At 38.6% G+C, this 15384-nt stretch carries 9 protein-coding genes; 2 read left to right on the forward strand and 7 right to left on the reverse strand.

The genetic code is table 11. The features are described 5' to 3' along the window. Positions 1–20: 20 nt before the first annotated feature. The 7 genes from I2I33_RS14785 to I2I33_RS14815 form a co-directional block, all read right to left on the reverse strand. Positions 21–2321, reverse strand: coding sequence for a Gldg family protein (locus I2I33_RS14785; RefSeq protein ID WP_229128319.1), 2301 nt, complete (start codon positions 2319–2321; stop codon positions 21–23). Between the two features lie 19 nt (positions 2322–2340). Next, on the reverse strand, positions 2341–3264 hold the full coding sequence (locus I2I33_RS14790) for an ABC transporter ATP-binding protein (RefSeq protein WP_087420398.1): 924 nt from the start codon (positions 3262–3264) through the stop codon (positions 2341–2343). Between the two features lie 157 nt (positions 3265–3421). Next, a complete protein-coding gene (locus tag I2I33_RS14795) occupies positions 3422–4696 on the reverse strand; it encodes a hypothetical protein (protein ID WP_087420399.1) in 1275 nt (424 codons plus the stop codon). A 6-nt stretch (positions 4697–4702) separates the two neighbouring features. Beyond that, on the reverse strand, positions 4703–6244 hold the full coding sequence (locus I2I33_RS14800; protein ID WP_087420400.1) for a RagB/SusD family nutrient uptake outer membrane protein: 1542 nt from the start codon (positions 6242–6244) through the stop codon (positions 4703–4705). A gap of 17 nt (positions 6245–6261) precedes the next feature. Continuing rightward, the gene (locus I2I33_RS14805; RefSeq protein ID WP_195666837.1) at positions 6262–9822 is read right to left on the reverse strand and encodes a SusC/RagA family TonB-linked outer membrane protein; all 3561 of its coding nucleotides are present in this window, start codon (positions 9820–9822) and stop codon (positions 6262–6264) included. Between the two features lie 71 nt (positions 9823–9893). Further along, positions 9894–11045 (reverse strand): FecR family protein, encoded by a 1152-nt coding sequence (locus I2I33_RS14810; RefSeq protein ID WP_087420402.1) that lies wholly within the window; start codon positions 11043–11045, stop codon positions 9894–9896. Positions 11046–11161: 116 nt separating this feature from the next. Further along, positions 11162–11722 carry an RNA polymerase sigma factor gene (locus tag I2I33_RS14815; protein WP_229128320.1) on the reverse strand — a complete coding sequence of 187 codons (561 nt, stop codon included), beginning with the start codon at positions 11720–11722 and terminating at the stop codon, positions 11162–11164. 1192 nt (positions 11723–12914) lie between these two features. Between I2I33_RS14815 and I2I33_RS14820 the strand changes: the two genes are divergently transcribed. Both I2I33_RS14820 and I2I33_RS14825 read left to right on the forward strand, forming a co-directional pair. Continuing rightward, positions 12915–13691, forward strand: a complete 777-nt coding sequence (locus tag I2I33_RS14820; RefSeq protein WP_087420404.1) for an HNH endonuclease — start codon at positions 12915–12917, stop codon at positions 13689–13691. A gap of 525 nt (positions 13692–14216) precedes the next feature. After that, a complete protein-coding gene (locus tag I2I33_RS14825; protein ID WP_087420406.1) occupies positions 14217–15308 on the forward strand; it encodes a type I restriction enzyme HsdR N-terminal domain-containing protein in 1092 nt (363 codons plus the stop codon). The last annotated feature ends 76 nt before the right edge of the window (positions 15309–15384 follow it).

Here is a 15384-nt window from a genome sequence, read left to right on the forward strand (position 1 = left end):
ACATACAATATAAAAACATCTTATTTTCTCTTTCTATTAATAAGGATAAAAGTCCCAAGTAATAAAATGACTATCGGCATAACCCACTTCAAGATCAACGATACGGTTGAAGCTTGTGCCCAACTCATATTCAAACGGTTATCAATAGGCTGTGGGCGTTTTAGTTTTAAAGGTAACTCATCATATACCAACCAGCCGAACGTGGCATCAATAAGAAGCGCGTTTGCCGAAGAAATTCCCCGACGTGTTGTTCCTAATTCGCCCATACTAATACAATCCGCATCTCCCATCACCAGAATACGCTGATCCCGATTATTACATTTACGTTCCAAAGACATGAAAGTAATTTTCTCCCCGGCACATTCCCCGAACTTTTCGTCCAAAGTCGCCACTTCATTCACGAAATCAATAGTCTGCATCTCATTCCATGCTTTTTTATCCACGGTCACCAGCAAGGGGGTTATTTTAAAATCTCCCGGATCAACAATATCTATGGCTGAAGCTCCCGGCATCACGTAATTGTTGTTATAAGAGGCACTACTAAAATGAGGGGAGAAATTCTGCACATCACCAACCGGTTCACAACTGACAATATTAGCAACCTGATCCTTCCCCGGGTGTTGCACCAAAATTCCCGGTTCAAAAGCTATCCCCAACTGATCTGTCAAAGGTTTCAAATTCTCGGCGGAACGAGGTTTTGCCGCAATCAACAGGTTTTTGCCACTGGCGATATATTCATCCAAAATTTCTAATTCTTCGTCTGTAAATTTCTCTACCGGGTCCATGATCATCAACACATCCAAAGAATCCAGAATACTCCGGCCATCTCTCTGCAAAGAAACATTTACCATATCAAAGCCTTGGTTAATCAAAGAAAAACGATAGGACAAGTCGGCCAAAGAATAGTAATCCCGATTATTCTGGGTCGTGATTGCACGATCACTGTGATCAGTCAGATAACCGATACGCGGAGCCTTCTTGATAAAACGACGTAATGCTGCCGCAATCTCTTTCTCGCTCGGTAAACGGCGGGAATCATTGAACGTGTGTAAATACAATTTCTGACCGTTTTCCCGTTCCACCACCATCAAAAAACGATAACCAAAAGGTTTTAAATCAAATTTCTCATCAATCTCTTCTGGGGACAAGTAATGTCCCAACTTATCATTCGCTAATTTCGCAGCTAACTCTGCGGCCTCTTTTACACTCTTACCTCCATAATAATGTTTAAACGTGGAATTTGCCGTATCCGCATTGTAATAAAGCACGTATTCCAACTCCATTTCCGGCTTAAAACGCAAGTAATTCTCATAACGGTCCATATCCCGACGAACCAATTTAGGAGGAATACGGTAATCTTTACCCAATAAATTACTATACGTTGTAATTTTCAATCCTCCATCTAGTTGGGCCACAATATCCTGAGTTTCCTGAGATAAAGTATTTACTTTCGTGTAAGTCGCATCATAGTACAACTTTAAGGCTGGCCTAGACGTGATATACCCCAGCAACATGGCAACCACAAAAACTCCCACATACCGTAAAACCTTACTCGTCAGCGAACAACGTTCTCTCTGTAACTGCATCTTCAACACGGAGAAACACAAAAACATTAAACTCAAGATAATAAAATAAAGGACATCCTCACTACATAACATTCCCTTGATAAAATTACCAACCCGACTCTCGAAAGACATCCAGTAAGTTATATCTCGAATAAAAGCGTATTCCTGCCCGATCCCGACTATCCAGTTCAAAACAGTCAACATAACCAACATACAAATGGCAGAAAGAATCTGGTAATTTGTTAATGCCGACATAAATAACCCGATAGCAGCATAAAGCCCAAACAAGAGATACAATCCCAACATTCCGTTCAGTACCACCTGCCACTCGAAATTTTCCACAATACACCAACTAACCAGAACATACAGGAACATAAACGCCATAATCAGTAGCCCATAAGCCATTATTCCCAAATATTTCCCAAATACAATTTGCCGGCTCGTGATAGGTGACGAAAAAAGTAACTTGATCGAACCGAAATTATATTCCTGACTGATAAGCCCCATGGTTAACACGGGCATAACAAAATAAAGTACTGTCTTCAAAAAAAAACACAAACCACCAATACCATAAAAAAGTTTCTCCGTAATAGCATAAAACGAACTGCCAAACTCCTGCATCCGAGCCATTTCCTCCATTTTCCCGGTAAAATTCAATCCCATAATAAAAACCCAGAACACGAGTACAAACCAAGCTACCGGGGAAAAGAACAGATTAGCTAACTCCAATCGTGCAATTTTATATATTACTCTCATAATCCAATATATCTTTCTATTATTTCTTTCCTGACAATTTCGCAAATATTTCTTCCAAAGAACTCTTCTCCGCATGAATCTCCACTAACTCCCAGTTTCGTTTCACGCTCTCCTCCACCACTTTTTTCAGGGTATCTTCCTTACCATTATACCATAACCGGAACTGACGCTCCGAAATCATATCAACCCTGTTAACACCTTTCATCTCATTCAACTCGCTAATTACTGGAGGTTTAGCCATACCGACAACAATAGAATGAGGTTCCACGTAGTTGTTAAAATCATCCATACTCCCGTAAAAAACTCGCTTTCCATGTTCTATCATCAGGATTGTATCACTGATTGCTTGTATCTCCTGCAAAATATGCGTTGACAACAACACAGTCCGTTCTTCAGAAATTGAACGTATCAGATGGCGAACTTCTAAAATCTGGTTCGGGTCCAGTCCATTTGTCGGTTCATCCAAAACCACAAATTTCGGATTATGCAATATAGCCTGAGCGATACCTACTCGTTGTTGGTATCCCCCCGAAAGATTACGTAACAAACGACTTTTGAAATGAGTCACCCCACAAAGTTCCTCCGCCTCGTCCACTGCTTTCCGGATTCTTTTGGGTTCCATCAAACGCATTTCCGCACAAAAACGTAAATACTCATCAACCGTCAGATCCGGATAGAGCGGAGCCTTCTGGGGTAAAAAACCGATCTGTTTACGAGCCTGAATAGGGTCTTGCAACGTATTAACCCCATTCACATACACCTCCCCTTGGGTCTGCTTCAACACCCCGCAAATAATATTCATGGTTGTTGATTTACCCGCCCCGTTCGATCCTAATAACCCCACGACTCCGGAGTGATCTATTTCAAAACAAATATCCTCTACTGCCCACTGCGTCGCATAACGGTGATACAAATGTTCTACTTTTACAATTGGATTTGTCATACAATACTATTTACAAACATACTTTTTCTCGAAACAAAAAAACACAACAAAGATTTTCAATATATTATCCCGTTATCCCCAAATTTATCATGCCAAACACAATCGATTCGGGAGAACGGGATACTACATATTTAATTATTTTTCATTCTATTTTAAATTAACTTTCTGGTACATAAAAAATCTCTCCCGCCTTGGCAAGATCAAGGTTTTTCGTTTTCAGGAAATCAACAAGGGCATCGTATTTTTTACGAGCCAACCCGCTATAATCCTGACTCTTGCTCAAACGACCAATCCCGTTTTTCGCCCACCATCGTGCGGTTCCCGTTCCACCTGGAACTCGTTGTGCCGTTTGCAATTTCAGCAATTCTTCTTGCGAGTAAGCAACAATTAGAGCCAAGTATGACATCAAATCATTCCGCATCTTCATTTCTCTTGTCCAGTTCGTCCAGGTCTCCTTTTTATCACAATCCACGTAATAGCTCAACCAACCGTACGCTTGTGCCATCCTGGCACAACCTACGAATGTTGTTGGCCCGGTTTGCTCTTCCATCATCCCGTCATAATCTGTCAATTCGAACCATGTGGAATTATTCAAGACCTCCGTGTAGATCAAATCGAAAACTAGATCGGTAACAAACCATTGATTCATACTTGTCTTAATCGACCGCTTACGGGCTTCAGACAATTTATCCACAGCAATATTCCCGTAATTCAATATAAAATTATTAGGCCCCAACACGTAAGCAGTGTCTATCAATTCTCCATTTTCATTACACATGATTAAATCTTTACCAAGCATAATTCTCGGAGGAAGACCTTCCCGTAGTAAAGATGACGGATAATAGTTTAAGAACACATCTTGTAACAAATCTAATTGTTTGTCCACGTAGCTAGAATCTGCACATTCCACCTTGTACGTGAACTTTGATATTAGTAAACGGAAAGTTGTCACGTAAGCCCAGCTTGGTTCCTCTCTGTCTGGTTCAACATTAACCACTAGAGGTAGCCCGTATTCATCCAAAGTTTCTCCCACCGGGTATTCTCCCTGCTTATTCGAAGGCAGTAAAGTGTTCTTAACCCATATCTCTATCGAGTCTCTTTTGGTGCTATCTTTAAAAACAAAAAATGGCAAACCGAAAGAAGGATTACTCCCGTAGGGGTATTCTTGAGTTTCATTCGCTATCGTGTCATTACGGAGCTCGTTCCACCCCCCCGACGTGTAATTGAAATACACGTCTTTCGGCTCGAATTTGTAAAAGATTTCAATTCCCATGTTCCTATATAAATCCATGATCCGGTCATCCCAAGGGTTCTCCCCTTGTGGAAGACTCAAAAAAGGCTCCGGTTCTGTACTCGCAATCAAGTTTTCCTCATCATGACAACCGCACCAGGCGCACAAGCCTACAAGCAAATAAAATATCTTAAACTTCATGATTCTTTATTTTCTAATATTTTGCACTAAGTTTCCATTTCTATTTAACGCCTCTTCTGGAATGGGTAACACGTATTGCTTTTCCGTCAACACGGCAGGTTCCATTTCACTTTCACGTGCTCCAACCATATGAATAATTTCAGGCATTCCCCAACGACGTAGATCAAACCAACGATTATTCGTTTCTCCACACAATTCAAGCCGACGTTCTACCTGAATAGCCTCGAATAATTCGTTCGCCTCCGTGATATCCAAATCTCTGCCAGAAGTTTCTGCCGTCAATCTATGAGCCCGCAACACGTTCAAATCAACTAAAGCCTTCCTAACATACTCTCCATTTGGATTTTCCATGTTTTTTCGAGCGTAAGCTTCCGCCCGGATTAAATACACCTCGGCAGTACGAATTCCCTGGTAATTATTACAAGTAGCAAACCCCGGAACGGTTCCCTTGCTCGGAGCGTAGATGTAAGTTATCGTGCCCCTTTTCTGCCATCCGAAGAAAAATATGGCTCGACAATCCTCCACGTCTCCTTGTTCAGCTATAGCTGTCCAGCTTTTGCCACGGAAAAGAAGATTCTGCAGGGAATCACTTATCGAATACGGGGCAACACCTTCAATTGGAACATCTCTCAGGTAAATGGATGTTCCGTACGGTCGCCCCCAAATAATTTCATCGGAAAGTGCCGGGTCGTACACGGAAGAGTGGTACAATTGCTTTACAACACTCGCATCTCCCGTCCTTGCCAGATTGTTCAAATCTAATAAAACTGAATTTTCTCGCAACACGGTATCTGCATAATTAATTGCTTTGTCCCAGTTTTCCATGTAAAGATAAACCCGTGCCAACATGGCAGCCGCAGCCAATGGACCTACACGAAATGAATTTTTATCAACCGGGTTTTGCTTCATTAATTGATAACCTTGAGTCATGTCCTTAAGAATTTGATCGTACACCTCCTGTACCGTGTTACGATAAAGTCTCTCCTCCGTCACTCCTGAAGTTAATTGAAGAGGTACGCCCAAATTTTCCCCCGGATTCCCATAATTATACGGCATTCCGAAAAAATTCACTAAGTGTAAAAAATACCACGAGCGTAACACCAAAACCTCTCCTCGAATATGCTCACGCAACACATCATCGCCGTTCACTTTATCCAGATGATCCAATATCACGTTACACGTTCCAATCCCGTTATAAGGTAATTGCCAAAATTGGATGTTATCGCCATCTCCTTCTAAAGTAAACATTTCGTCTTTCCAAGAAAATTGCGAGTCATAAGCATCGTACGTGTACTGTAATCCTGTAAAACTCACACCATTGCACTTTATATCATCCGTAAACATGTCTGTGATACAATAGGCATTAAAATTGCCAGCACTCCCTTGAGCTTCCGTGTTAAAATAACCGTCTCCCAACAAAAGTTGCTCAAGGTCTGTCACCGTGGACGGTTTTATCTCATCTTGACTAACTTCTTCAAGAAAATGCCCACAACTACCTAACACGAGAGGGAATAACAATAAACAATATTTAAAAATATTTTTATTCATATCGATAGTGTTAATGATTAAAATTTAACATCTAAACCCAAAGAGAATGAACGCTCTCTTGGTTGGGAACCCATGGCCACCTCTGGATCTCGACCTTTAAAGTCTTTACTTTTAATTATCAGAGGATTAGAAACAAAAAAAGACACTCTTACACTTTTAAACACACCGCGAATCCAACGTTCTGGTAAATCGTAAGCAAATGAAAAATCGTTAAAACGAATGTACCACTTATCGACCACTCGAGCGTTGGAATACCCCCAAGCCTCATAAGGATAGTATGACACGCTCGCATGATTCGTATAATTATAGGTTTTCATTTCATACCCCCCGCGAACTGGTATACCTGGAATGTTCGTTCTATCTCCTGGTACCCGCCAACGTTTATTTAGTTCTGTCGAGGCATTTCTTGCCTCTGTTGGCAATCCTTTGTTATTCGTCCACGGGTTTGGCAAAAATTGCTTACCTCCATTCACGTAATAAATACTCAACGGGAAAGAAAATCTTTTGTAACGGAACACCATATTTATACCGAGATTCGTTGCGGGATCTCTTTGTCCCATATATTCCAAGTACACCGATGGATCCTCCCCAGCAATTTCCTGCTCAATTCCAGTGTCATCAATAATCGGCCCCCCGGTTTGCTGGTCTATACCGACAAAACGAAACGCCCAGAAAGCCCCGACAGGGTAACCTTCTTTCAAAAACGTTCCTCCCACCGCATTCCTCCATGTTGGATTCTCTTGATTTACAGTTGCCCTCACCTTGTTACTGTTATGAGAGAAAGTAGTGGACACGCTCCACGTGAAATTTTCAGTCCTAACTGGTACGAAAGACAAGTACATATCCCATCCCCAGTTCTCCAAATCCCCTTGATTTACATAAGTCGATAAAACCCCATTCTCCAAAGCCACGTTTTGTTGAACTATCAGGTCGGTCGTTTTCTTGTAATAGTAAGAAAAATTACCGTTAATCCGGTTCCGAAACAATGACCAGCTTAAATTGTAATCCATGGATAACGTCTTTTCCCAGCGTATGTCAGGTGATGGACGTTTTGAAACGGATAATGATTGTTCACCCGTTTCAGAATTTACCTCGTTAAATTTTACAATCAAATCAGGACTGACAGCCTCCACAACATTACCTTGATAACCGAAAGTTGCCATTAAAGACAAATCAGTGAAAACCTTTTTTACATTTTGCATCCAGGGTTCTTCCGTGATATTCCAACGAAAACCGGTAGACCATACGGGTGTAAATTTATTACGCTTGTCTTGCCCAAAACGGTTAGAAGCGTCCCCTCTCACGTTCATGCTAATAGAATAACGCTGATAATAATTATAAGAAGCAGACACGTAGTATGAAAGGTAATTAGAGAGACGATCCGTTACCTGAGGTTTGTTTGCAAGCAAAGAGTTGGTCAATCCTGTCCCGGGAATAACCATGGGTAAAGTTGCAAACGATTTTCCCCTGTCCGGCTGATACCCGTAAGCCTTGTTGCTATACCCATTGTACTGGGAACTACGAGCCTCCCACCCAGCCATTACATTAACTCTATGCTCTTGATCAAGACCAAAGCTCTTCCCCCAATCTGCCTGTAAGCGCATCGTGTAATTAAAACTACGATTTTCTTGAATTGTTTGGTAACCACCAAAAGGAAGTTGTGAATTTTGATATTTTGAATCTCCCACAGAAATTGTCCCGTAATCATACCCACGCATTGCGGCAATGTAGTTTGAATATTCCGTAAACCACGTTTCCGCAAAAGTTGTACTCCGTCCTCCTCCCAGCGTCACTCCAAAACGCAAATTATTTGTCAAAGAATAACGCAAGTCTGCATTTATATTAATACTACTACTAGTATTCTCGTTTCCAGAATTCGCCAACTCGTTCAATATATTGTACTTGTATCCATTTGCCTGAGAATAAAAATATAAACCACCACTTTCATCATAACAAGGAATTGTCCGACTAGTGTTCATGGCATAACCAAAAGGGTCTACCCCGTTGGCAAAAGCCTGCGTTTTAGTATAAGAACCGCTCAAGGAAACAAAAAGATTTAATTTTGGACTAAAACGATTTGTTATATTAATACTTCCTCGATAACGTTCTCTTTCGTTGCCTCGAGCCGTGTTCTGGGTTTTAGTATAACCAACTGATGCCCGATATGTTCCATCTTGATTTCCCCCAGAGATACTAACGCTATGTTCCTGGTTCAACGGATTACGATACAATATCTTGAACCAATCCGTGTTTACCGTTTCCATGTATTTAGCATCTTTTTCAAACTGCTCTCTTGTAATTTCTCCACGTAAATAGGCCAAAGCTAAACCCGAGTAACCAATCGTCTCGTCCAGCACTTGAGCTCCTCTGGCAAACCCCTCTCGCGCCAACTCCACTCTTTCTTGAGAATTCATGATTTCCATCCGATCATAGCTCAACCGTAAGCTACCGGAGTAACGCCCGTAATAACTTACCGATGGTTTCCCCCGTTCCCCGCGCTTTGTCCTAATCACGATCACCCCGTTAGCTGCTTTTACCCCGTAAATTGCTGTCGCCGCCGCATCTTTCAATACTGTAATATCTTCAATTTCACTAGGATTTAACCAGTCAATAGCTCCCCCCACGAAATCACGCATCAAATCTGAGTCCTCGATCGTAGCGTTAAAATCTTCCATTTCGAAGGGTAACGGGTCTTCCTGAATAATTCCATCAACCACCCACACTGGCTCCGCATTACCCAAAACTGTCGACGTTCCACGAACACGCACTTTTTGACGCTGTCCAGTCAAACCGCTGCTATTAATCACCATCATTCCCGGGACTTTACCCTGTAACATCTGTTCCAAAGAATTTGTTCCGGTCATGATCAAATCCTCCGATTTCACTTTAGAATAAGATCCTACTGCCGTTTTTTCCCTGATCTCCTGGTATCCGGTCACAACCACTTCCTCCAGAGCCTCTGTTGTCTCTTTCATTTTCACTACTAAAGAATCCTGCCCTTGGTATTTTACTTCTTGGGGTTCCATTCCGACAAATGAAAACACGAGTACATTCGTAGAATCAAGAAGCAACATTTGAAATTTTCCATTCACATCCGAAGATGTTCCCACGGAAGTACCTTTTATCGTTATGGTTACTCCGGGTAAAGGTGTATTCTTTGTATCTGTCACCCGACCTTTTACCAAAATCTTCTTTTCATCTTGCACCGGTTGTTGCTTCTTCACAATCACGGCTCCACTCTTGTAAATAAAAGATAAACCTTGAGCCGCAAAAACCTCATTCAGAACTTTATTCAAAGGTTCATCTTTCACCTGTAAAGAAATTTTACCAGCTTTCTCGATCAATGCCGCACTAAAAATAAAACTAACCCCTGTTTTCTCCTTCACAACCTGCATAAATTCTTGCATACTAGCGTCTTTCAAGTCTAATGACACTCGCATTTCCTGCGGAAAGACATTCGTGGCATAAGTTACCTCAAAATGAAAAAGCAACAAAAATGTTAACCAGGCCATTTTTATCATACCAAAACGCAAGACAAAAATGACTGCTTCGAATTTCTGATAAATTCTTTTTTTCATAAATTTGAAACGTGTTAAAATTAATACATCATGAAAGGGAAGTCCTATTGCCAGACGGGACTTCTTCTTTTTCAATAAAATTCTATATGTCTACCCTCTATCTTATAGTGAATTTCTTCTGTCTTTTCCAATAATTCCAAGAACACGTTTATATCCTCATACCTCTCCACGTCCCCGTAAAAAAGTTTTCGTTCAATTTCCGGAGTCCGGTAAGAAATCGTCACATCATACCAACGACACAAATCTCTCATTATCTCTCCCAAAGAACGATTATAAAAAACATACCGTCCATCCTTCCAGCCCACGTATTCCATCACGTTCACTTGTTTTTTCTCCGTATTTCCTCCTTTTAAAACTGCCAGACGTTCTCCCGGATTCAATAACACCGTGTCCTTTCCCACATATCTCACTTTACCGGAAACTAAGGTCATAGACATCTCCTCATCCCGATAAGCACTAACCCCAAAAGAGGTTCCCAACACCTCTACGTTACCAGACAAAGTATGAACTATAAACTCTCCTTTATTCTTAACTACATCAAAATAAGCCTCTCCATCCAAGTACACTTCTCGAACTTGCCCTTGAAACTTAGTCGGGTATTTCAAACTAGACATTGAATTCACCCATACTTTAGTTCCATCATCCAAAATAACATAACACTCCCCCCCTACAGGGACAACAAGTTCATTGAACGTGATCTCTTCCACGTCATTTAAAGACGTGTACTGTACTTCTCCGTTTTCATATTTTATATTGACCCCTCCCTTTTCCTTTAATTCCAACGATTCTTCATCCAACGGGATCATACTACCGTCAGTCAAATATAACCGAGCTTTATTTTTTCCAGGTCCAATCGTACTATTTGCTGCAAAAGAGGAAATACCCTCACTTTTATCATCAGGAAGTATAAATAACAAAGAAGTTGAAATAAAGACAATTATTGCAGCAGCCACGGATATTATTTTCTTGAATATAGAAATTTTCCTGCCTCCTTTTTCTATCCTAAATTCAAAATTAGAAAACGCCTTGTCTGGATTAAATTCTAATTCTTTTTCTCTTCTTTCCTCCACGAACTTTCCGCTCCGCATATATTCATACAAAGCGTACCAACGTTTTTCCCTCAAAAGAGTTTCAAACCACTCCTTTTCATCTGTACTTAACGTACCCCAAAAAGCTTTTTCGAATAAATCGACATTCTTTTGAAAATCTTTTTCTAACCTCATAACAATTACTATTTCATCCTAATAATGAATGAAAACTAATTTGGGGTGGAATAAAAACTACTTTTTTTCAAAAAAAATGTCTATTCTTCAATTAACATTCTAATAATCAACACGAATCAAAGTGAAGAATAAATAAAATAAAAGAACAACCAGTAATCGGGACGGTGTAATTTTTCCCTTAATATCTTCAAACCTCTTTTTTTCTGGGATTTTACCGTGTTAATACTTATATGTAATTGTTCTGCAATTTCCGGTCCTGACAGACCATCTAAAGTTAAAAACAGAATTTTTTGAACCTCCTGTGGCAGTTCACGGATAGCGGCATAAAGCCTACGGATTAATTCTTCTTGCACAGTCATCGTGAAATGTTCCTCGGGCATCTCGAAATCCTCCTGCTCAAAGTCTTTCAACAACTTCTGGTGTAATTTTTCTGCCCGGAGATAATCCATTGAATTCATATATGCAGCCTTATACAAATACCAAGTTAATTCCTGCATATTAGGAAACTGGTGTGAAGATTTCCAAATTCTAATAAACGTTTCTTGCACTATATCCTCAACGACTTCCGGTTCTCTAACAAATTTGTTTACATACGCACAAATAGAAACATAATAATCTTTATAAAAAAGTTTCCATGAAGCCTGTTCTTTATTATTAAATCCTTTCAAATAATTCATACAGTAGAAAATATTTATTTTCTCACCTAACTTCATAATACTATTCACAAAGATAGACAAGTTTCCCCAAAAAGCTAAATTGAATTCAAAAATACAAGAAAATCTTTTGCCAACATGGAGTAGTTCTTTGCGATGTTCTCTTTCTATCAACTACACAATTCTCCAAATGCAGCCTGCAGTAACAAATCGGCATTGAGATTGTCCTTTTTATATTGTTTTTCATATATCCAAACTATCCTCTTTGAGCAAGAAATCAAATAGCTCAATAGTGAGTATTCCTTCCTCATTTCGGCGAGGCACGATATGGTCTTTGACAACAATAATCTTCTAAAAAAATCATTGATGCTTGTCAGCGAACGAGATTCCTGTATCTCCTTTTCTCTATCTGGGATAGATAGAACTGATTGTACATAATACTTCTTGATATTCTATGCATTATCAGATATTTTTACATTTTATTCAGTACACTGAGTGTTTCAAGCGCTCCACTGAAGATTCTGTGAAAAAAGTAATAAGAATAACTAATATAACTGGCGAAAAGAGAAAAGAAAATATCATATTCACTAATATACGTCATTATGAAGCAGAATGCAGTTTGGTTTAGAACCTTTTTTAATTTTTCCCCAGAATAATTCTACACCTCCCCAAAGCAGCTATCGGTTTTCAAATCGGTCAAAAAAAGTCTCTCTTTCTTTTGGCAAGCAAAATAGTTTAGTTTAAAACTTTGATAGATATACAATAAACAAGACTAAACTTGAAGCTATAAAAGTGAAGAAAAAAAGAGGGATAAAGAGAATATATAATGTCATAACATCATGATGGACAAGTTGATCCAAAATATCACAGTTTCAAAAACGAAATTGTATTAGTATTTTCTTTACAGATTGTAACCAAATTTTTGTCCCCAATTTGTCCCCCGAAGCATTTCATAAAAACATAATATATTAAATATCAATTTATTACAAGTCAAAATAATACAAAACATTTTCTGCATCGGAAAGTGATCTATTTAAAATACTGATAATCAACACACAACAGATCATCCAACTAGAATAATATGCACAATAAAACGATTTTAATCAGCATATTAGCAATATTAAACAATAATATATGATTCCATTTTTGTTGCTATTTTATTGCTTGAAAGTATTTGAGCAACAAGAACAACAAAATAGAATAAATTAATGAGCCTATGAAGACTTTTTTATTTGCACACAATCCGAAAAATTGGCCTTGGGAGAATTTATCTAATGCCATTAGAGACATTAAAGAAAAAGGAAGTCGTCTTGAGAAATGGAGTGTTAGAAGCTATAAACAGGTCTCAGTCGGTGACAGGGCTTTTTTGATAAGACTTGGAAACAAGACACAAAACAAAGGAATTGTCGGTTCTGGGTACATTACAACTGCCCCCTTCCTATCGGAACATTGGAGTAATAATGGACAAATGGTAAATCGAGTAATTATTGAATTTGATGAATTATCAGAAGACCCTATTATTTCTCTTCAAGAGCTCCAAGCACTGCTGTTGAATTATAATTGGACTCCACAGTCATCAGGGATGGAGATACCAAATGCGGTAGCATCAAAACTTGAGGAACTATGGTTTGAGAAAACCCTAAAAAGGGGCTCTGGTAGGATTAATGTAAATTCCTATAAAGAGGGTGCGGTTAGATCTACTATATCAAAACGATATGAGCGAAATCCTCAAGCACGTCTTTTATGTCTCGAATCCAATGGATATTCTTGCAAGGTCTGTGGATTCAATTTTGGGGACACATATGGCAAGTTAGGACAAGACTATATCCACGTGCATCATATTACACCGATATCTACTATCGGAGAAGAATACGAGATAAATCCCCAAACTGACCTTGTACCAATATGTCCCAATTGCCACGCTATGATACATAAAGTAACCCCTCCTTTGCAAATTAATGAATTACAAAAATTGATAGGTATCCAAAAATAAAAGCCATGCAAGGTTCCAAAATAGTCTTAATACACGTGTTTTTTGTTGCTCGTTATTCCAAGTACCAATATTATTTTTTTAATACTTGCTGATAGCAGAAAAAGTAAATATCTAAAAAAGCAATAATGGGATAAGTTTTAAGGTAAAAATACATTTATAACTTCTAAAGTTTTCACAACCATACTCTTCCATGGAAGAATTGTGGAATATAATTTAACATTTTGAACCAAGAAGAGTTTCCTCTTCCCTTTTCTCTTTTTATAGCACAATATTTTCTATCTTTGTATTAGAATATTTAAGAATAGCAACAATGAATAAACTCATGAATTGCATAAAAAAAGTACTTGAAAAAAAAGAGATCAAACAAACTTGGCTAGCTAATAAACCAGGTAAAAGTTTTCACATTGTCAATTCCAACGTTTGTAACTACCGACAACCAAGTTTAGAAGTACGATTCAAAATAACAAAATCTTTCAAGTAAATCCTGAAGATTCAATTAATAGCAAAGAATTAAGCATATTACCTATGATAACAAAAGGCAATCTCAAAAAGTTATTATCAATTCTTGAGTACACCGAGGTATCACCTCATCGCTTTAAAAAAGAGTTTACTGATGTTAATTGCAGTATAGAAGTCGACTTTATTAGTGAGAAAATTATATATCCCCAAGATCGTGGTTTAAAAATCAATGATGATACAACGAGCAACTTTGCACATCCAGAAAATTTTGTTGTTTTTGAATGCATAAATCAACTATTGAAAAAAGGTTATCGTCCTGAACATATAGAGTTAGAAAAAAAATGGCATTTGGGTCATGATACCAAAAGTGGTAAAGCTGACATTTGTGTTTACGATATAGATAACTCAATGTTGATGATAATCGAGTGTAAAACTTATGGAAAAGAGTATAAGGATGCTCTCAAAATTTTACGAACCGATGGAGGACAATTATTTAGTTACTGGCAGCAAGAAAGAGGTACAAAATGGATTTCATTATATACATCTGACATTGTAGGAAGGGAGATTACACGTGAAAATGATATAATTAACTGTCTCGATGATGCTAACTTAGTGCTATTGTCAAAGAAAGATGATAGTTTAAAATTATACTCTAAAGCCCATACTGTTAGTGAATTATTTGAAGTATGGACAGAAACCTATATGTTGAAATTATGGCAAGAACTCATCTTTGGAGATGATTCTTTAGCATATAAAATTGGCGTAAAGCCTCTTCGCAAAAAGGATTTGAAGGACTTTGCTCCAGATGATAAAATCGTTAATAAATTCGAAGAAATTCTTCGTCACAATAATGTCAGCGATAAAGAAAATGCATTTAATCGTCTCGTTGCATTGTTCATCTGCAAACTGGCTGATGAAATTCGTAAAGGCGATAATGACGAAGTAGAATTCCAATACAAGCAGGGCACTGATACATACGAATCGTTACAAGACAGATTACAACGGTTACATCAAGAGGGTATGGAAGATTTTATGGGTGAAAAAATATTCTATGTCCCTGCTGATTACCCGGAATGGTTGTTTACAACTTACACGGGGACACAAAGAAAAAAGGCTATCGAAGATTTAAAGGAAAAAATTAAAATTTTATTCCAATAATGACTTTTCGTTCAAAGATGTTCACAACGAAGAACTATTTCTTCAGAACGGTAAAATTCTCGTTGAGATCGTACAA

The organism is Butyricimonas sp. BSD2780061689_150309_C8 (assembly GCF_015560935.1).
Classification (GTDB): domain Bacteria; phylum Bacteroidota; class Bacteroidia; order Bacteroidales; family Marinifilaceae; genus Butyricimonas; species Butyricimonas paravirosa.